The organism is Enterocloster sp. OA13 (assembly GCF_022440595.1).
In the GTDB taxonomy this organism is placed as follows: domain Bacteria; phylum Bacillota; class Clostridia; order Lachnospirales; family Lachnospiraceae; genus Enterocloster; species Enterocloster hominis.
Window position 1 is genome coordinate 5,025,755 of sequence record NZ_JAKNTF010000001.1, and the last position, 20,367, is coordinate 5,046,121.

At 46.7% G+C, this 20,367-nt stretch carries 19 protein-coding genes; 2 read left to right on the forward strand and 17 right to left on the reverse strand.

Annotated features, from left to right (window positions below):
* From MCJ35_RS22180 to MCJ35_RS22250, 15 genes are all read right to left on the reverse strand, one after another.
* Positions 1–1,683 (reverse strand): glycosyl hydrolase family 18 protein, encoded by a 1,683-nt coding sequence (locus MCJ35_RS22180; protein WP_025485228.1) that lies wholly within the window; start codon positions 1,681–1,683, stop codon positions 1–3.
* Positions 1,684–1,894: 211 nt separating this feature from the next.
* Positions 1,895–2,161: a hypothetical protein gene (locus MCJ35_RS22185; RefSeq protein WP_025485227.1), complete on the reverse strand. Its 267-nt coding sequence runs from the start codon at positions 2,159–2,161 to the stop codon at positions 1,895–1,897.
* A gap of 94 nt (positions 2,162–2,255) precedes the next feature.
* Complete coding sequence (locus tag MCJ35_RS22190; RefSeq protein WP_227808505.1) at positions 2,256–2,882, reverse strand: hypothetical protein; 627 nt, start codon at positions 2,880–2,882, stop codon at positions 2,256–2,258.
* Positions 2,783–4,354, reverse strand: coding sequence for a serine/threonine protein kinase (locus MCJ35_RS22195; protein ID WP_025485224.1), 1,572 nt, complete (start codon positions 4,352–4,354; stop codon positions 2,783–2,785). The genes MCJ35_RS22190 and MCJ35_RS22195 overlap by 100 nt, the downstream gene beginning before the upstream one ends.
* A gap of 148 nt (positions 4,355–4,502) precedes the next feature.
* Positions 4,503–5,000, reverse strand: a complete 498-nt coding sequence (locus MCJ35_RS22200) for a LeuD/DmdB family oxidoreductase small subunit (RefSeq protein WP_025485223.1) — start codon at positions 4,998–5,000, stop codon at positions 4,503–4,505.
* A 16-nt stretch (positions 5,001–5,016) separates the two neighbouring features.
* Complete coding sequence (locus MCJ35_RS22205) at positions 5,017–6,270, reverse strand: 3-isopropylmalate dehydratase large subunit (RefSeq protein WP_025485222.1); 1,254 nt, start codon at positions 6,268–6,270, stop codon at positions 5,017–5,019.
* Positions 6,251–6,760: a LeuD/DmdB family oxidoreductase small subunit gene (locus MCJ35_RS22210; RefSeq protein ID WP_025485220.1), complete on the reverse strand. Its 510-nt coding sequence runs from the start codon at positions 6,758–6,760 to the stop codon at positions 6,251–6,253. The genes MCJ35_RS22205 and MCJ35_RS22210 overlap by 20 nt, the downstream gene beginning before the upstream one ends.
* The gene (locus MCJ35_RS22215; RefSeq protein ID WP_034577433.1) at positions 6,757–7,977 is read right to left on the reverse strand and encodes a 3-isopropylmalate dehydratase large subunit; all 1,221 of its coding nucleotides are present in this window, start codon (positions 7,975–7,977) and stop codon (positions 6,757–6,759) included. The genes MCJ35_RS22210 and MCJ35_RS22215 overlap by 4 nt, the downstream gene beginning before the upstream one ends.
* A gap of 25 nt (positions 7,978–8,002) precedes the next feature.
* Positions 8,003–9,385, reverse strand: coding sequence for an MmgE/PrpD family protein (locus MCJ35_RS22220; protein ID WP_025485218.1), 1,383 nt, complete (start codon positions 9,383–9,385; stop codon positions 8,003–8,005).
* Positions 9,386–9,429: 44 nt separating this feature from the next.
* Positions 9,430–10,395, reverse strand: a complete 966-nt coding sequence (locus MCJ35_RS22225) for a 2-hydroxyacid dehydrogenase (protein ID WP_025485217.1) — start codon at positions 10,393–10,395, stop codon at positions 9,430–9,432.
* Positions 10,396–10,433: 38 nt separating this feature from the next.
* Positions 10,434–11,933 (reverse strand): tripartite tricarboxylate transporter permease, encoded by a 1,500-nt coding sequence (locus tag MCJ35_RS22230; RefSeq protein ID WP_025485216.1) that lies wholly within the window; start codon positions 11,931–11,933, stop codon positions 10,434–10,436.
* Between the two features lie 17 nt (positions 11,934–11,950).
* A complete protein-coding gene (locus tag MCJ35_RS22235) occupies positions 11,951–12,442 on the reverse strand; it encodes a tripartite tricarboxylate transporter TctB family protein (RefSeq protein ID WP_025485215.1) in 492 nt (163 codons plus the stop codon).
* A gap of 90 nt (positions 12,443–12,532) precedes the next feature.
* Entirely contained in the window at positions 12,533–13,591 is a 1,059-nt protein-coding gene (locus MCJ35_RS22240) for a tripartite tricarboxylate transporter substrate binding protein (protein ID WP_240299657.1), read from the reverse strand.
* 27 nt (positions 13,592–13,618) lie between these two features.
* Positions 13,619–14,893 carry a nickel-dependent lactate racemase family protein gene (locus MCJ35_RS22245; RefSeq protein ID WP_025485210.1) on the reverse strand — a complete coding sequence of 425 codons (1,275 nt, stop codon included), beginning with the start codon at positions 14,891–14,893 and terminating at the stop codon, positions 13,619–13,621.
* A gap of 77 nt (positions 14,894–14,970) precedes the next feature.
* The gene (locus MCJ35_RS22250) at positions 14,971–16,038 is read right to left on the reverse strand and encodes a 4-hydroxy-2-oxovalerate aldolase (RefSeq protein ID WP_240299658.1); all 1,068 of its coding nucleotides are present in this window, start codon (positions 16,036–16,038) and stop codon (positions 14,971–14,973) included.
* A gap of 157 nt (positions 16,039–16,195) precedes the next feature.
* Between MCJ35_RS22250 and MCJ35_RS22255 the strand changes: the two genes are divergently transcribed.
* Together MCJ35_RS22255 and MCJ35_RS22260 are read left to right on the forward strand one after the other, a co-directional pair.
* Entirely contained in the window at positions 16,196–17,128 is a 933-nt protein-coding gene (locus MCJ35_RS22255) for a LysR family transcriptional regulator (protein WP_025485207.1), read from the forward strand.
* 166 nt (positions 17,129–17,294) lie between these two features.
* Positions 17,295–18,044, forward strand: a complete 750-nt coding sequence (locus tag MCJ35_RS22260; RefSeq protein ID WP_025485205.1) for an adaptor protein MecA — start codon at positions 17,295–17,297, stop codon at positions 18,042–18,044.
* A gap of 333 nt (positions 18,045–18,377) precedes the next feature.
* Here MCJ35_RS22260 and MCJ35_RS22265 read toward each other — a convergent pair whose 3' ends face one another.
* Both MCJ35_RS22265 and uxuA read right to left on the reverse strand, forming a co-directional pair.
* Positions 18,378–19,055 carry a GntR family transcriptional regulator gene (locus MCJ35_RS22265; RefSeq protein WP_008720324.1) on the reverse strand — a complete coding sequence of 226 codons (678 nt, stop codon included), beginning with the start codon at positions 19,053–19,055 and terminating at the stop codon, positions 18,378–18,380.
* A 34-nt stretch (positions 19,056–19,089) separates the two neighbouring features.
* A complete protein-coding gene (uxuA, locus tag MCJ35_RS22270) occupies positions 19,090–20,157 on the reverse strand; it encodes a mannonate dehydratase (RefSeq protein WP_008720326.1) in 1,068 nt (355 codons plus the stop codon).
* Between the last annotated feature and the right edge of the window lie 210 nt (positions 20,158–20,367).

Here is a 20,367-nt window from a genome sequence, read left to right on the forward strand (position 1 = left end):
CTATTTCACCGTTGACACAATGTCCCATATGTCAGATGATTCAAATCCAAGCTTCCAGCACGCCACGCCTGCCAGGTCAAAATCCTTCACCAGACCAATCTTGAGGGCCATGGACTTCTCATCTTCCATCCATATATATTGCTCCCCATTGCCGTTAACCGTACTTCCGTAAGACAGTCCAAGCCCTTCATCCCAGGCCAGCTCCACATGATTATCCGCAACCCATTGCCTGGCGTCCACAATGCCGTAAGCCTTGGATGTGGTCTTTCCTTCATTGACCGTCCACACCCTTGTGTAGAAAGGCACGGCATTGATGACCTTTTCCTTTGGAACCTCCTTCAAAGTATTCCCTATCCCGTCCTTTACATAGGAAATGGATGCAACAGGGCCTGCTTCTCCTCCTGCATAATGTTCGTCATATCCCATGATGATCACATAATCCGCTACAATCCCCTGTTCCCGCCTGTTATAAAATGCAGAGTAAGAGGAAGGGACATAATTGTCAACTGACAGCACCAGCCCCTTCTGTCTGCATGAAACGGACAGTTCCCGGATGAACTGTACATAGTGGGGACCTGCTTCTGCCTTCAGGCTTTCAAAATCCAGGTTGAATCCGTCAAAGCCATAGGTATCGGCTTCCTTCATGAGATTCTCAATCAGCTTCCTGCGGGTGCTGGTAGAGGACATAAGCGTCTTGGTGTTAAGGTTCTTCACACTTTCCTGCGTACTCACGTTTTCTACCATGGCCCATACCTGAAGCCCCATCCCATGTGCTTTGTCCACGTACTCCTTGCTGGCCAGGGAGTTATAGGTGCCGTCGTCCGATATCACATTGAACCAGGTGGGGACAATCACATTCATGTCCTTTGTAACAGCCACATAGCTTTCCAGGGTACTGTTGGCCTCCTGGCGCGTCACCTGATGGAAGCCGAGGCGGACCTTTTCATCCATGGAAATGCTTGTGTATACCGGCGCCTCAAAGGAACTCTGAGGCGTTACCTGTTCCCGGGCTTCCAGCCTGCGGTTCTCAATATAGCCGATATAGCCGTCCTCCGTGCGCACCCTGGACCACTTTTCCATGGTTTCCAGCACATCCACGGACTCTCCCTGCTCAAGTTCTGTCAGGATTGGGCTTTTCACCCCGCCCTTTTCCCTTACCTGCCCTGCTTTCTTGATTACCGCGGTATCGTAAGGCTCCCACAGGGTGTCAATGAACACGCGCTTAATCTGGCTTGTGGCAAAGGACTGGGTCCGTATGTCCGTGTAATTGACCACAAGGCCCAAAGACAGATACATGCCGTCATCCGTCACCTTAAAAAGAGGGCCTTTTTCCCCCTGTGCATCCTCATCCGCGTAAACAATGGACTCCGGAAGGGCATAGACCAGAAGCTTCTCGCCCTCGTCCCAGTAAAAACGCTGGTTCAGATATTCATTCACCCATTCCACCGGCAGATATACCTGTCCATCCTCGTAAATACCCTTTTCTTCCTGCAGTTCATTATCTAATAGCAAGGCAACCTGGCTGCCCTTAATCCCAAACACCTTTGTCTTATCTGACAGTTCACTGGTCGGCATATATTTACGGATATAAACATAACCTCCGGCGCCGCCTGCCGCCATCAAAAGGAGCAGCAGGACCAATACCGTAACCGCACACCCATGACCTTTTCTTCTTCTGCCCATCCTGTCCTCCAGTTCTCATATAATTGTTTTTATTTTATCACAAAACAATAGGAATGGGACATTTAAATATTTACAATTTACGGTCATGGAGGATTACAATCTTCTTATTCCACCCCTTATGAAAGAGTCCTACAGGCACGCTGCCGGCTTTGGCTGCACAGGCTTGGGATGATACCCTTGGCAGCGTACCGGTAAAACTCCCTAACTCATACTAATCACCTTTTTTCTTTTGGGGAGGGTCACAAAGATATACTTTATCAAAACGTATCTCTTTCAGGCATCCCTGTTCGGCCCCTATATAGTCTCCCATATAGAAACCACCGTCTTCCCCCATCTCAAATATGCGTTCCCATTCTGTCTCAGGACACTCTTTTCCATCAATCAGTATACGAACTCCCTTGTTTTTATACCGCCTTAATCCATCCAGATAGACTTTCTGATGTTCCCTGCGGTCCGCATATTCTATATTTCCAACCATAAAGTACCCTCCACCAGATGCATTTAAAAGACAGGCCGTTGTTTCAGGAGGCAGTTCGTGACATATCCATTCATGACGGCCTGCTTCTTTATCTTTACAGGATTCCCTCAAACCACTTCATCGTCCTGTAGTCCACGGAAAAGGCATCCACTGAAAGAGGGACTCTTCTTAGGGGAATACTGAACTGCCTTTCGATTTCCCTTCTGGTGTCCTCGCTGCCAAAGGCAGCCGTATATATCCACCCTGCACCGCACTCTTCTTCCCCTGTTAAAAGTTCCATAAATGCCTCTAACTTCCACTCGCTAAGGGACGCTGTGATAATCTTAACCGTGCTCCTGAGCCACTCATCCCGTATGGAAGGCCTCATCTCCCCAAAATCAATGATGATGTCTTCAAAATCCCCTTCCATACACCGGGCCAGGGCACCTGGGGATCCCTGGGTATAATATGTCACCCCGAGAATCCTGAATCCGTACACCGCAGCATCTGCGTTTTTTTCATTATTCCTCCCTGATGCGCAAGCCATGGACATGAGGTCCCCATGGCCGCTCCAATCCAGGACAGCTGTCCTGCGCTGCAGGGAACTGGCAAGGTAATTAGCCATCAGTATGCAAAGATGGGTTACTCCTGTCCCGCGCCCTGCCCCGGCGATGCCGGTGACCCTGCATCTTCCTGCCGGGTCATGCCTGCGTTTAAAAAGGCTTCTTTTAATCTTCTCCATCCCATTGGCCAGCCTTTCCTTACGTTCCCTGGCCTGCCGCCGGACACAGCCTTCCATAATGACCTGAAAAATGCTTCCGTTTCCTTCTGCTGCATAAAAGGATCATCATATTCCGGCGAGGCAAACACCATGGACTGCTTCAGCAGCCTGTTCCAATCCAATGGCTGCCTGGAATGATCCAGATACCTGTCCTTAAGGGTCCATTTCCAATATCCGCCCTGTCTGTGGCGGAACACCACAACCGTCCTCCGGTTCCCATCCCGGTTCCAGACCGTTTGTATAAAGGAGGACATGGAATCCACAAAACAGCTTTCCCACGGACTGGACACGGCCACGGCAACCAGTACTCCCATGCCGTCCACCGCATCCTTTGCAAGCTGGCTCCAGTCTGTCCCGTAATCCCTGAGGATGACACGGTATCCCAAAGGCCTGTCCAACCGGACCGCGGGTCCATACCATGGCTTCATATTACAGCCTTTGATTGTATAAATCCCCTTTTCGTCCGGACGCGCACAGACATGGGCGGAAAGCTCCCGTACTGCCCGGGAATGGTTATGCTCTTCATACAACGGGCACCATCCCTGGTCCGTAAGGAAATGCAGCAGCCCAAATGCCAGATGGGTCACTCCTGCCCCTGGTCTCATGCCTGCCAGATATATAATGAGAGATGAGTCTGGTATTCCTTCCTGATTCCCAGCCGTTTCCCTGGCACAGAGCATACGCAGTGCGGCCTCTGCTTCCTTGGCAGAACCGTACCGTTTGTCCATGTCAGGACTCATACACTTTCCGATTATCCGCTGCAGCGGTCCTGATATGGACTTGGACGTGCCTGCCTCCTGCTTCAGGGTTCCACATAGCATGAAACGGAGGACCGCACCAATGGCATAAATATCAGTCCTTTGATCCAATATATGGTCAGAAGTATATTGCTCAGGGGCAGCGCATCCCGCTGTGCCGTACCTTAGCCGTTCCTGGTTGGCGTCGGTATAGCGCGCAGCATGGTCAAAATCAATCAGCTTTACTGTGCCGTCGCAGATAATCAGATTGTTCGGTTGTAAATCTAAATATAATATGGGTAATTTATATGCAGAGTGCATATATTCCACAAGTCCGCAGATCTGCATCCCATAACGGACTGCATCTGCCTCTTGAAGAGCGCCCTGATGTTTAACCAGGGTGTAAAGAGAGTTCCCTTGCAGGAATTCCTCGATTAAATAAAAATATTCAGAATCTTCTTCCAGGTCATAAATCAATGGGATTCCCGGATGCTGCAGTTCCTTCAGTATCAATGCCTCCCGGCGGAACGTTTCATAATCCGCACACTTCCTGGATACGCACTTGATTGCCCTGTATTCTTCCAGGCCCAGATGAACTGCCAGCCAGACGGTTCCCGACCGCCCAGATCCCAGTCTGTGCAGCAGGCGGTATTTGCCAAATAGTATCCTGTCCCTTTTCCTTCCCTCCTTTGTCACAGATTCATCTCACTCCATGATTTTAACCTATTTTTTGTCATTCGTCTATGGTCGATATATCCTCTATCTTATTCCTAAGTATTTTTCTTGGTTCACTGCAAAAACCTCCTGACTGGACATATTCTTTGCCCAGCCAGGAGATAACCCTTTAAGGACGTTCTGCAAGTTTCTGCCTGGTATAGGGTATAATCCCGCCACATGCAACTAACTCCTTAACATATTCCGGATACTGTTCAAACCTAAACATCCCTGATGCAGTATATATCTCCCCCTTTTCCATATCAATGGACACATTTTCCCCGGCTTGGATTGCATCTACTGCATTGGGGCAGACTATGGCCAGCAGCCCTTCATTTAGACAATTACGGAAATAGATGCGCGCAAAGCTTTTCCCGATTATTGCTGATACACCTTTATATTTCAGGGTTTTCACCGCCTGTTCCCGCGCAGATCCGACTCCCCAGTTTTTACCTCCAACAATGATATCTCCCGGCTGTACCAGTCCGGCAAAGCTGCTGTCAAGGTCCTCCAGTGCATGGGAGGCAATCTCTTGCTCTGTTAACAGCTGATATGTGTAACGGCCCGGATAAATTACATCCGTATTAACATCATCCCCATATTTCCAGCTTTTTCCACTGATTTTCATATACCACCTCCGGATATTATAATATTTTTCTTGGGTCCGTAATGCAGCCATTCAGGGCAGATGCTGCAGCTGTTGCGGGCGATGCAAGGTAAATTTCTCCCTGCCTGCTCCCCATTCTCCCCTTAAAATTACGGTTTGATGTTGCGATGCAGGTTTCCCCATCGCCAATAACCCCGCCGGATACCCCGATGCATGGGCCGCAGCCCGGAGGCATGACTGTGCAGCCTGCATCCACAAGTTCCGCAATGATTCCTTCTCTCAGTGCATCTGACATCACTTCACAGGATGCCGGAATCACGATTGTCCGGACACATACCTGCCTGCCGCGCAGGATATCAGCCACAATACGCAGGTCTTCCAGCCTTCCATTTGTACAGGCACCGATAAATGCCTGGTCAACATGTATGCCTTCTACCTCTTTCATCCCTGCCAGATTATCTACCCTGCTTGGTTTTGCCACGCTTGGTTCAATATCTTCAAGGTCAATGTCCATGACATCGCAATAATCCGCATCATCATCAGCCCAAAGCCAGTCCACATTTTCATGAATCCCTTTTTTCTCCACCATAGACCTTACCTTTTCATCCGGTCTGCATACAGCAGCCTTGGCATCCATTTCAATAGCCATGTTACAGATTGTCATGCGTTCTGCCACACTCATGTCCTGTATTCCCTCGCCGTGAAATTCCAGACATTTATAACTTGCGCCGCCAGCTCCCAGCATGCCGCAAAGTGTAAGGATTAAATCCTTAGCATATACGCCTTTACCCAACCGGCCATGGACATTAACCTTGATTGTCTCCGGCACCTTCAACCAGATTTCACCCAATGCCCATACAGAAGCCATCTCACTTCTTCCAATTCCGGTGGCAAACGCCCCCATGGCCCCCGAGGTACATGTATGGGAATCAGTCCCCACAATCAGCCGTCCCGGCGCCGCATACACTTCCTGGCACATAATCTGGTGGCAGATGCCGCCATGGCGGTTCATGTCATAAAAATGAGTGATGCCTTGATCAGCGGCAAACTTACGGATTACGCTGTGGGAATTTGCATAAGATTCAGTGGAAGCAGGAACCGTGTGGTCTAAGGTAAGGACAATCCTGTCAGGGTCCCAGACCTTATGGGTTATTTTATAAAATGTCTGACTGATGGAGGATGCATTTTCATGACTTATACAATAATCAGGGGATACTATGACGATATCTCCGGCAGATGCATTCCTTCCTGCCTTTTTGCTTAATAGTTTCTCAGCAAATGTCTGCCCCATCCGCTCCACCTCCCTGCTCCTGATTTTTAATATAAGGCACCACTCCTCCTGCCGCCAGGATATCTTTCATTATATCCGGCATTGATGCAACGGGTATATCAATCCCTTTAGACAGATTGTGGACCAGGCAATCTCCAACAGAATATTCGATTTCATCATTTTCATCAATCAGATCCGTGTTGCATTCCGCTACGCACAACCCCAGATTAATGGCGTTTCTATAGAAAATACGCGAGAAATCCTTTGCCAGCACACATTTTATACCTGAAACCTTTAAGGCAACCGGTGCCTGTTCCCGTGATGAGCCACATCCAAAGTAAATTCCAGCTGCAATCACACAGCGCCCAGCAGCTTTCTCATGAAAACACGGGTCCAGATCTTCCATGGCATGGGCACCAAGTTCCTGTATATTCAGGGTTTTTGTATATTTTCCTGCAATAATCGAGTCTGTACTGATTTTGTCACCATACTTAATCACTCTGCTCTTCATACTGTTAACTCCTTCAGATATTTTCTAGGGTCGGCTATATGCCCCTCAATTGCAGATGCTACAGCAGTCTGAGGCGATGCAAGATATATCTGGGCTTTATTATTTCCCATCCTTCCTTTGAAGTTCCGGTTTGCCGTGGATATGGCAATCTCCCCGTCAGCAGGGACCCCGCCATGGCTTCCCACGCACACACCACAGCCCTGGGTGAAAAATACGGCTCCGGCACTTAAAAGCACTTCGACAATCCCCTCTTTAGCTGCCTGAATCATGATGTCGCGGGAAGCCGGTGTCACAATCATCCGTACACCTTCTGCTACATGGTGCCCCTTTAAAAGCCTGGCTGCGATACGCAGATCCTCAATCCTCCCATTGGTACAGCTGCCAAGAAATACTTCCTGAACAGGAGTCCCCTCAACTTCATGAACCGCCGCATAGTTATCCACCATATGCGGCTTAGCCACACATGGAATCACGGAGGATAGGTCAATATGGATTTCCTGGCAGTATTCCGCATCCATATCCGCCTGTATCTCCACATCCTTCCCACAGATATATCCGCACTTTCCCCCCATTTCCACTACCATGTTGGCGATGGTCATACGGTCTGCCAGACAGCAGTTATCAATATACTCCCCGTAAAACTCAACAGATTTATAGTTAGCCCCAGATGCCCCGACCTGCCCGATTACAGTCAGGATTACATCTTTCGCACTGCTTCCTTGTGGTAAATCCCCACTCAAAACTACTTTTATCGTCTGAGGCACTTTAAACCAATTGCGCCCGGTATACATGGCAACCCCCATATCGGTTGCGCCAACTCCTGTCGAAAAAGCACCCACCGCACCATATGTACATGTATGCGAGTCCGTACCTAATATCAGGTCCCCTGCCTTCACATGCCCCTTTTCCATCATAAGTTGATGACAGACTCCCTCCCCACTTTCATAAAACCGGATTCCCTGTCCTTTCGCAAAACTTCTCAGCAGCGCATGCAGGTTAGCTGCTCTTTCATATGGCGCAGGGCATACATGGTCCATGATAAAGAAGATTTTATCCGGGTCACAAACCTTGATTCCTCCCAGCTCATGGAATGCCTGAACAGCCATTGGACCATTAGCATCATGGGCCATCATCTTGTCTATGGTACAGAATGTAATGTCACCTGCATAAACCTTTTTATCACTGTGTGCTGAGAGGATTTTTTCAGCAACCGTCATTCCTTTCAAATCATCACCCTGCCTTTCACATGTTTGAATAATGATGTAATATATGGAATAAATGCCCTAAATCCAATATTTCATCCTGCATAATACATTTATAGATATCTGATTGCTCTGACCGGCCGTATATCCCTTTACAGCAGGAAGACATTTTCCCCATTAAATCAGCCTCTGTCAGGGGAGTCTCAGGGTCGCCCTTGGGAAGCAGCCTGCTGACTTCCATCATCCGGCCATCTTCCATAATCAATGCCACATGACATCCACGTATGTGGTCTTCTTTATTTTCATAAAACTGGTCAGGGATAATTTCCATCTTATCAATCAGTGCACTTGTTTCCTGGCTCATATTCTTACAGTCTTCCAAATCGTCCAATGTATAGGTCCCATTCTGCAGGGCCTTTGCTAATGCATAGGTCATACTGAATTTCCCCTCATCTGCGGAAACCGGCTTCCTTATATTTCCTGTCACCAGAATTGAATTTGGGTAAGTAGTAATCTTTATGCTTTTTATCTGATTCAGATTGACATCATCCATTTTCCTCAGGGCTGCACCAGCATCAACAACCGGATGCAGATGCCGGCAGGCCGGATACAGTTTCACATAAGACGTATCAATCAGCAGAGGACCACCCAATCCTGATGTAATCTCTTCCACATGGGGATTTCCTGAAAATGCTTTATAAAAACCTTTAACGCCTTCAAATGGATGGATAGGTGCATGGATTCCTTCCCTTGCCATCAATGCGGATATGACTCCCGTACGGCAGGCATTGGCCGGATTAACCGGCTTTGTCATCTGTCCGCTCTCAGAAACCTCAAACAGTCCTGAAGCCTGCACAGCACCGTAACTGATTGCCTGGCATGTTTTATCTGCATCTAACCCCAGTAGTTTTGCACAGGCGGCAGAAGCAGCAACTGCACCCACCACACCGGTTCCATGAAATCCCCGCTGCAGCGCGCTAGGCTGTACCGCATTGGATACACGGATATAAATCTCATAACCAGTAAGGATTCCTTCGTAAACAGATTGATTGGATCTGTCTTCTGACTCTGCCAGGGCCAATACGGCTGGAATGACAGCAACCCCGGGATGTCCATTTGCGGTTTTATGTCCATCGTCCAGGTCGGCCCCATGTCCATAAGATGCATTCATATAAGCCGCTGCCGGGGCAGGTACTTTTTTTTCGCAGAACAGGACGCTGCTTTGTTCATTGCCGCCAAAACCATACATCACCCGTTCTACCATATGGTTATAATCATTATTTACTTTAAGACCAGCAATCGCTGATATCACGTAATCCAAAATCCTGAACCGTACACTGTTCCCATAATCTTTATCCGTATCATTCAAATCAAAGGCAGCGGTCCAGTCACCTAAAACCTTACAGGTATTTATCTGTTCCATTCCTATTCCCTTTCCACGTAAGTTCTATTTCCTGCCTGTTATAGTCAGCAGAGGAACTGCCTGTTGACAATCGCATCCGGATTTAATTTTCCTCTATCAAATGATTCCAAATTTTCTTTTACAAGGTCAGCCATGACAAGACCTATGTCCGATGTATTGCCTCCCACATGGCAGCTCAGGGTAACATTATCCAGGGACAGAAGGCGGTTTTCCGCGGACACAGGTTCATTTTCAAAACAATCCATTCCAGCTGCCAGCAGTTTTCCATCCTTGAGCTGTTCGTACAAAGCGTCTTCATCAATAATGCCTCCACGGGCTGTATTGATGATGACTGCAGTAGGTTTCATTGATTCCAGCTGTGCCTTTCCAATCATATGATAGGTTTCATCTGTTTTTGGTATATGGATACTGATAACATCCGAAGTCTTCATAAGTGTTTCCAGGGAGACATACTTCATTGCCAGTTTTTCCTCCACTTCCTCAGCCAATGGAAACACATCATAGTATTGTACTTTTGCACCAAAAGCCTGGACAATCCCTGCAACCCTGCGCCCGATATTGCCTGCTCCAAGAAGACCGACTGTCTTGCCCTTCAACATATAAGAACGGCCTTCAATGGAGGATTTAATCCAATGCCCATCACGTATATTCTTATCAATAAAAGCAGTATTCCTCAGGGTTGCCAGCATCAGGTTAACGGCCTGTTCTGCCACGGCCGGGGCATTCCCTCCTGCTATATTGGCAACAACAATCCCCCTCTTGCCAGCAGCTTCAATATCAACCGTATCCACACCTGCACCCCAGCGCTGGATGAATTTAAGGGACGGCATTGCATCCATCTCCTCTTCATTCATTCGCAGGATTCTCAGAATTACATAATCTGTCTCCGGGTGCTGCGTAAGTTCCTCCTGCTTTGACGCAAAGTACAGATTAAAATGACTGTCTAAAAGACTTATGATTTTTTCTTTTACATCCGGAGAATAAGAACCGGCAACCAAAACATTTTTCATTATTCCATCCACTCCTTTCAATCTTATTGATTACAAAGTTAACCTGCTTTCTGGATTTTACGCTTAATGATATCCCCGAAAAACCCCCAAACCAGCATTCCTGCAGTCAACACCAGGAATACCAGGGTAATGGGACGCCTCAGGAAAGGCAGGAAACTTCCATGATAAAGCATCAGCCCCCGGAATAGGTTCTTTTCTGCAATCCTTCCAAGTATATACCCCATAATCAGTGGTGTTTTGGGGAATTTTAATTTGGACAGCCCATAGCCGATGATGCCGAATATCAAAACACAATATACATCAAACATACGTGAATTTACCCCAAACGCCCCTACACAGCACAGAACGAAAACAACCGGCAAAAGAATATATTTGGGAATTTTTAGTAATTTAACAAACATTGGAAGCGCAACCGTTTCAAGGATTGCCATTACAATTGTTGCAATCAGAAGCACACAGAACACAGCTCCCACCAAGGTACGCTCTTTTGTAAACAGCAGCGGCCCGGCACTGATTCCTTTTAGTGTCAATCCTCCCAGCAGGATTGCAGTCACATTATCTCCCGGTATCCCCAATGTCAATAGAGGTATCAGCGCACCTCCTATGGATGCGTTGTTAGCTGCCTCCGATGCCACGATTCCATCCGGGATACCGGTGCCGAATTCTTCCGGATGCCTGGAACTGCTCTGAGCCACGGAATATGAAATGATATTAGATGTACCACCTCCGATTCCAGGAAGGATTCCAATGCCAAGCCCAATCACCGATGAACGGATTAAATTAATCGGTTTGGAAAAAATATCCCTGAATGTATCGCGAAGCTTGGGAATTCCTGTCAGGGAACCGATAATCATTTTTTCTTCACGCCCAACCTTTTCTGAAGCAGCCATGACTTCTGCCACCGCAAAGAATCCAAGAAGGATTGGAAGGGTTGAAATGCCGCCCAATAGTTGGGTATTATTAAAGGTAAAACGTGGCGCCCCATCCACAGGAGCCTGTCCAACCGTGCTGATTAATATCCCAAAAAGGCAGGCCATCAGACCTTTGATAGGGGATCCCTTGACCAAAGTGGATACTGTACTCAGAGAAAACAATGCAACGGCAAAATACTCCGGCATGCTGAATTTGATTGCCACCTTGGCCAAAGCAGGGGATATCAGTACCAATCCAAACCAGCTGATTAGCGTGCCCAAGAAACTGGCAGCTATCCCAACTGAAATGGCCCGCCCGGCCTCTCCCTTCTGTGCCATGGGATGACCGTCAAAACAAGTTGCCAGCGAACTGGGTGTACCCGGGATCTGAAGTAAAATAGCCGAAATCAAACCTCCGGATATCCCACCGACGTAAAGCGCAATCAAAAGCGTAATTCCCTCAATGGTTGGCAGTGAATATGTAACAGGCAAAAACAGGGTAATTGCCATAGCTGAAGTCAGGCCGGGGATGGCGCCAAATACAATACCGGTAAACACACCTAGAACTATTAAGACCAGACTGATTGGATTAGCAATTGCAGGAAATCCCATTGTAATTAAACTCATTTCGTTTCACCTCTCTTTTAAAACGGCATGATACCGCGGGGCAGCATCAGATTCAGGCCATAACGGAATATATAGTAAATAGCAACGGATACTATTACCGATATAATTGCAAACAGAATGTAATTGCGTTCCTTTGGTTCGGATAAAATACAGGTCAGGGCAAACAGGAAAGCGGATGATGACGGACAGAAACCGACCGGACGCATGATAAGGATATATACGCTGATTACAATGAATGTAAGTATGAATGCGAGCCAGTTGATATTAGTCTTTGTACCCTCCCTGCTTCCGGAATCTTCACGCCTTCGTACTTTCCTGATATCTGTAATAATCAGGATAAGTGACAGCGCCCACATGGCATAGCAGATCCATTGAGGGATTGTTGCAGAATAGAACCGGCCTGTCAGTCCCCGATTTTCAATATAGCCTGTATTGTAATAAACAAAAGCAGTAAAAACGCCTGCTCCTATACCAATGAAACTTTCCTTATATTTATGGACAATGCTCATTTCTATCCCCTTTCACTATAAGTGACAGCGTTTTGAACCCTATATATCAAGATGGGCAAGTTTATATCCTTGCCCATCTTCACTATATACCTAGTTACCCCGCATCATATTCTCCAATTTCTTATAATAATCTTCCTGCTTCATCCAGCTGTCAATGGCTCCTATGGAATCAGCATTAACGGAAGCGCCGCAGGCCGCTGTAAACCTCTGCTGAAAATCAGTATCAGAACATATCTGGCTCATGATATCGCGCCAGTAATCCTCAACAGCCTTATCCGTACCCTTGGGAAATGCCATCACAAAGTAGCGTGTTGCCGAAACATCGACCCCCTGATCCTTAAAAGTTTCAACATCCGAATCAATATCCGGTTTAGCATCAGCCGTAAAACCAATACAGCGGAACTGCCCTGACTCCACATAATCCTTTACAGTTACCCATTGGGCAGATATGATATCCACAGTGCCGGACAGCAGGGCAGCACACTTTTCAGCCGCAGTTCCCACGTCAACCGGATGCAGGTCAACATCTGCCTCATTTTCAAACATCAACATAGTTGCATAGGTACTGGCACCAATCTCCGTGGCATAAATAACCGTATCCGGTGCAGCTTTTGCCGCTTCAATGATATCTGCAACCGTATAATACGGTGAATCCGCGGAAACATACCAACCGGCCGTATTATCACTGATTACACATGAAATGATATCAAACTTCTCTGATACATAATTAGGGATACTTCCTGCAGACGCTGCTGCTGTCAGGGATGTGTGATAAAACAATGCAGTATTTCCATCGGTTCCGGCATCCAGTGCATTTTGGAAGCCAATGGAACCTGAACCACCGCTGACATTTGAAACAACTACTGCTACCCCTGTTTTTTTGCTCATTTCCTCAGCAAAAAACCTTGCATTAATATCGGAATCTCCTCCCGCACTGGCACATATCACCAGCGTTAAGGCAGAGGACGGTTGATAAGAACCACTGCTTTCTTTTGTACCCGTATCCTCTTTTTCACCCGCTTCAGAAGTTGGGGCCGCAGTACTGCTATTATTGGCCGTACTGCTGGTTTTTGCTGAACTGCCGCAGCCGGACAACAAAGATATGATCATTACCGCCGCCATAAAACCCGCTGTCAATCTCTTTTTCATTTAAAATCCTCCTTTGCCACACTAACCTTAAGTAACATTTTCCATTTCAGGTATGATTTCCGAGCCATATGGAACCACCATAAATGAAGCCTCCGGGCCATATCGTTCAAGAGCCTTATTAATCGCCGCCTCATAGGAAACATATGATTCAAAAAACATTTGTTCCAACGTTGTATCCGGAACCTTACTATATAATATTGTAATCCTGAAGTTCTCCATGGCCCGGGCCCACATGAAGGCTTTACTCAAAGCATCCGGCTGATAACCCGTTGCACGGAAGCGCTCAACAACCGCATGCGGACTCCCTGCCTCTAATAAAACCTTTCCTGGTTTACCGATTCCATCCCGCATCTCTGCAACCATGATGATCATTCCGCCTTCTTTGCAGAGCATCTCCGCGCACCCAATTGCCTTCTGGGACTGGTGTAAATCGAAATCCCGTGGATATCCTCCCGGACTCACTATTACCACATCCGGCTTATGGTCTATCTTCACTGTCCACACTTTACGGCAGAGTCCAACCCCTTCCATATATGCGGATTCTAAGTCACCCGCAACACACTGGATTAACTCATGCAATTCGTTATCAATTGAATTGACAATAAAATCAACTCCCGCAATACGTGCTGCTTTCAGGGATTCCTCATGAAATGGGTTTCCCTGCAGCCAGCCAAGGGATGTTCTTTCTGGGCGGATAGGAAAGGAATGATGTTCCTTTAGGGTCTTAAATCCTGATATACCAGGCACCACACTCTTTCTTCCTCCTGAAAATCCAGCCAGTTGATGGGGTGCTATACATCCGGTCAGGATTCTTAAATCTGCTTCTGCAAATTCCTTTGTAGCCTGAACAATAACCCCTCCATCCGTAACCCCCATGATAACCAGCCGGTTATCGTCAAATGCATCATGATGGACAATCCGGAACCGGTTTACAACCTCATCCCCAAACATACTGCGAAGCTCCGGTTCTGTATTCATCCTGTGGGCTCCATATGCGACAATCAATATTATCTGGCTATCCTCCATCCCCCCCTGGTGCAGTTCCTCTGCAATCTCAAGCACCATCTCACCGCCGGGATAAGGACGTGTTATATCGTTGACCACAATAGCCGCCATCCGCTTTCCCTTTGCCAACACATTCAGATGCGGCGTCCCTATCGGATTTTTTATAGCACGCCGTATTTCTTCACGGATATCCGATACACCTGCAATATGTGTTGGCGCTGCTATCGGCATCATATTGGGTACTGATATGGTTACCGTCCCTTCCCCAACAGGTATCTCTGTTTCTGTAAATCCCATCCCCGTGTTTTGCCTCCCTTCTCTCTCCATTTTTTATATCACTTATCATTATAGATGGCGCATGTCCAATTAACCAGTTATTTACATAAATTGGAAGCAATTTCCATCATTAATTCTTTTGTCGGATTCTTTTTATCCAGTCTGGATACCTCTACAATCAATCGCTTTACATCCACTCCATATTCCTTTGCAACGGCTTTAAAGGTTTTCAGGAACCCTGAATGACATCCCGAATATCCCAAAATCATCTCCAAAGGCGTAATAGCCGGCTTATATCCATGTATTTCCATTGCAGGAATTAATTCCTCTTCCAGGAAATCCAGAAGGCCGTAAAAATCCACCTCCAAAGCCTCGTTGTATTTTTTTCCAAGAACCACGGCTATCTCTGTAGCCATGTTTCCTGCACTTCTCGCCATTCCTAAAAGTCCGCAATCAAGCAGATCCACTCCTGCTTCCATGGCTGCCTGTCCATTAGCCGCAGACATTCCCAGGTTATTATGGCAATGGAATCCAACCGGAATGGAAATATTTTCTTTTAATGCTTTTACATATGCCTTTACCTCATCCGGCATCATATACCCAGCCGAGTCCATAATGGTAACTTCATCCACTCCATGATTTTGAAGGTCCAATGCCTCCCTGGCCAGCTCTTCCGGTGATAAGAGATAAGCTTTCATAAGTGAATATCTGCATTTTAAACCATTATCCTTTACGGTTTTGATAACATCATAGTAAAGGTGTGCGTCACCGGCATCGGCTCCAACCCTTAAAAAACAAAGACCTGCTTTAGCAGCACTTTCCACATTTTCCTTTTTATAGCGCTTGGCATTTAAGAACATGCCAATCTCAGCTTTATTAAGGAATGGTTTTGCAAGTTCATAATATTCTTCATCTGTACACGGAGCAGCAAATCCCAGATTACCAGCTCCTATACCCTTTGCGTTTCCGTATTCAATAACTGATATCCCGTTTTCCGTCAGCCCCTTCAGCATCATAACCGTCAAATCCTTTGGGAAACCACTGCCCAGAACATTTCCCCCATCTCTCATTGTACAGTCCATAATTTTCATATCCCGCCGCACCCCTTCATATGATTTTTTGTTGTTTTTTATAAATGCACTTATTTTTTTTGTTATATTTATCATAATGCTTTTCTTAGTAAAAGTGAAACAGAGAATCTTTGTCTTTTAACAAATATTATTTGTTGTTTTTATAATATCAACTATTTATTTTTGTTATTTTCTTGACAAACAGAGTTACTGCTGCTTATAATAAAGGAAAAGAACAGCAGGGGGGATATATATGGAAACAACAAGCCTTCTTTACTTTGCAGAAGCCGCCAAAGATTTGAATTTTACCCAGACCGCCAAACGGCTGTTTATTTCCCAGCAGAATCTCAGCAACCATATTGCACGCCTTGAGAAGTGTTATGGTGTTAAATTGTTTGAAAGGAAGCCCCACCTTTCCCTGACATATTCCGGTGAGGTCCTGCTGGCCTATGCCAATGATTTTAAATTGGATGATGATAATTTAAGAAATGTCCTGCTGAACATTAAAGAAAAAGAACACGGTGTGCTGCGCATCGGGTGCAGCCCAATCCGCACCAATATCGTCATGCCCAGACTGACGGAAATATTCACCCAGAAATATCCCAATGTGGAATTACAGTTTTTTCAGGAACATTCTTCGGATCTTCTGGAAATGCTGCTGGCAGGAGAACTGGATTTTTCTGTGAGTATTGCCAAGGGAAACCAGCCCAACCTTATCACAACCCATCTGTTTGATGACAGGATTTACCTGATGGTATCAAAAAAACTCCTGCAGAAATATTTTGGCGAGGATACGGACGCACTTATCGAGCGGTCAAAAAAAGGAATACACTTAAAGGAATATGAATGCCTGCCTTTTGTAAATGTACGCTCCAGTAAGATTTTTAAGGACATACTTTATTATTCCGACTGTAAACCGAATTTTCTGGTCACCACCACATACCCGCTGTTTTCGCAGCAGAACCTGTACGAAAATATTGCAGCATCCATCGTGACTACAACGATTTATTTCCATATCCGGGCGTACATGAGTGAGGATATATACTTTTTTCCAATCATCAAGCCGCCGGAAATGCCGCTTCACGACATTGTCTTCATCCGCCATTACAGAAAGTATCTATCAAAATATGGACAATATTTTTTTGATATTACCGTAAAATATTTTGAGCAGCTCAATGATTTATGATTTCATACCGGATTCATATCCGTATTTTCCAAAAATTTTTATTAAAATTCAAAAGAGTAATTGATATTTTCCTATGTAATGTAGTATATTTAAAGTGTAGAAGTCTATCTTGCGCTACAGATGCAGGAAGACAAACCACAGTTGATATAGAACAGGAAGTGATCCTATGAAGATAGAACGTATTAGTGATAATCAGATCCGCTGCACATTGACCAGTTTTGATTTAAGTGTACGCAACATTAACCTGGTAGAACTTGCCTATGGCACTGAGAAGGCCAGGAAGCTGTTCCGGGAGATGATCCAGAAAGCATCCAACGAGGTTGGGTTTGAAGCGGAAGACATCCCTCTTATGGTGGAGGCCATCCCGCTGTCCAGCGAAAGCATCATGCTGGTGATTACCAAGATTGAAGATCCGGAGGAGCTGGATACACGCTTTGCCAAGTTCTCGCCATTTACGGAGGAGAACCAGAACCCGTTGCTGTCCCAGCTGGCCAGCGAGTTCCTGGAAGGCGCTGAGAATCCCCTCAACTATCTGGAACCGGATACGGTGGAGGAGGCGCAGAATAACGCGGACTCCGCGGTCCAGGGCGCGGATAGTGCCAAGAAGAAGAAAAATGCGGTCAGCAGCGCCCGGATATTCCGTTTCGACAGTCTGGACCGGATCAGTGAAGCCGCCCGCGCGGTCGACGGCATTTATAACGGCGTCAATACCCTTTATAAAAAACCGGATACCCGCCAGTACTATCTGATTGTCAAGCGCCTGGACTGCGAGGACCTTGACTTTTCAAGGGTGTGCAACATCCTGGCGGAATATGCGGCAAAGCTTCCCAATGAATCTGCCAGCGAGGCTTATTTTAAAGAACATTATGAGGTGATGATTGAAGGCAGTGCACTGCAGAATCTGGCTAAGATATGATGATTGGGACATATTGGCCCATTCGGGCTGATATATCTAAGATGTGTTGTCCGGGATTGGATGCTCAGATATACCATAAGATGCAATGTCCGGGATATGGAAAACCAGATATATTGCTAAGGAATGACAACTGAACTTTAACCGCTAAGTTTCGTACAAAATCAAACCAGCCACTATGATTCACAAAAAGCAATCCAATTGTAAAACACCCCAACCATAACGCCATATCAAAAATTCCCCCCGTGGCCCACATCCGGCCACAGGGGGAATTTCCTTATTATCCATAACTACTAGGGATTTCTCTAATTATCTATAATATCATCATAAACACCATCATTTAAAATACTGCGGATACTGCTCCCTGAACAGCTTTTCATTCAGCATCCAGTTATTCAGATGCCTGTCCATGGTTTCCACTGCCCTCTTCTTATCCTTTAACCGGATTGCATCCAGAAGTTCCCGGTGCTCCCCGATAATCTTATGGTCCTTGACCGTGGTCACGGAAAGGCTCCGTATCCGGTCATAGTGGATGGACAGGCGCTGGCACATGCTGTAGGTAAGTTCCTTCCTGCATATGGAAAAAAGCTTTCTGTGCATCTCATTGTCCAGTTCCAGCAGTTTTTCAGGAGAACCGCCTTGACGATAGAACTCCTGAAGCCGGATATTCTCGTCCAGCCACTTGAGGTCGTCCTCACACGCCATGTCGCATACCAGCTCCACGGCTGCCTTTTCCACAATCAGGCGCAGGAACCTTGCCTCCTCCACCAGCTCCACATCAATCAGGGCAATACGCATGCCCCTTTGGGGAAATATCTCGATGATGCGGGATTCCTCGCTGAGCTGGATGACCGCCTCGCGCACAGGTGTACGGCTGATGCCAATCTGCTGTGATACCTCAATATCATTAAAGGGGGCCCCGGGTTCCAAATCCAGGGAGATGATATTGTCGCGGATGGTGCGGTAGGCAAATTCCCTTGCGGTCTCGCCTGATTTCTTTTCTTCTATCTTCATGGGTACAGTCTCCTGTTTCTAAACTGATGCGGGATTACCGGTCCTGCTTTTCAATGGCCTCCCAAAGCCCGTTTAAGTAGCATGCCCCAAGTGCCCTGTCATAAAGGCCGTATCCCGGCATGGACACCTCGCCCCAGATAGCCCTGCCGTGGTCAGGACGCATGATTCCGTCAAATCCGATATCATGGAGCGCCTTCATTATTTCATACATGTCCATGCTTCCGTCCTCTGACAGATGGGCTGCTTCCTGGAAATCCCCTGGCGCATTATACTGCAGGTTGCGTACATGGGCAAATGGAATCCTTCCTTTAAGGGAACGGATGATGTCGGGGATATCATTCTCCGGGTTGCTTCCCAGGGAACCGGTGCACAGGGTAACGCCGTTAAACGGTGCGTCCACTGCCTTCATAAGCTTTAACAGCTGCTCCTTGCCGGTCATGATTCTTGCCAGTCCGAATACAGGCCATGCCGGATCGTCCGGATGGATTGCCATGCGGATGTCGTATTTCTCACATACCGGCTGGATTGCCTTTAAGAAATATACCAGGTTGTCAAACAGTCTGTCAGCATCCACATCCTTGTACATTTCAAATAATTCCTTAATCCTGGCCATACGCTCAGGCTCCCATCCCGGAAGTTCAAAACCATTGGACTTCTCACCCATGGATTCAAACATGTTCTCAGGATTAATCTTGTCAATCTCCTTCTGGTCATAGGCCAGGACCGTGGAACCGTCCGGGCGTACCTTGGCAAGGTCGGAACGGGTCCAGTCGAACACAGGCATGAAGTTATAGCAGACAATATGGATATCTGCCTGTCCCAGGCGCTCCAGCGTTGTAATGTAGTTGGCAATGTACTGTTCCCTCTCAGGCGCGCCCACCTTGATGGCGTCGTGGATGTTCACGCTCTCGATTCCCATTACCTTCAGGCCTTTGGACTCCACGTACTCCTTCATCTGAAGAATACGCTCCATGGGCCATGCCTCGCCTGCCGGGATGTCATACAGTGTGGTGATGATACCCTTCACACCTGGAATCTGGCGGATCTGCTCCAGGGAGACTGAGTCAACACCTTCACCAAACCAACGCAATGTCATATCCATAATCCTTGTCCTCCTTAATTGTTTCATGGGTTTTAAATAATCCTGTAATCCTATGATTCTATACAGCTTTAATATCTTAGTATACTAATATATTACTCTCGGGAGCACGTTTTGTCAATACATAATTGACAATATCTCCTATGGAAAATGCCCTGGGCGTATTTAAGCACCCATTTCCGCTCTCTGCACATCCCATAGTTATCTTATATT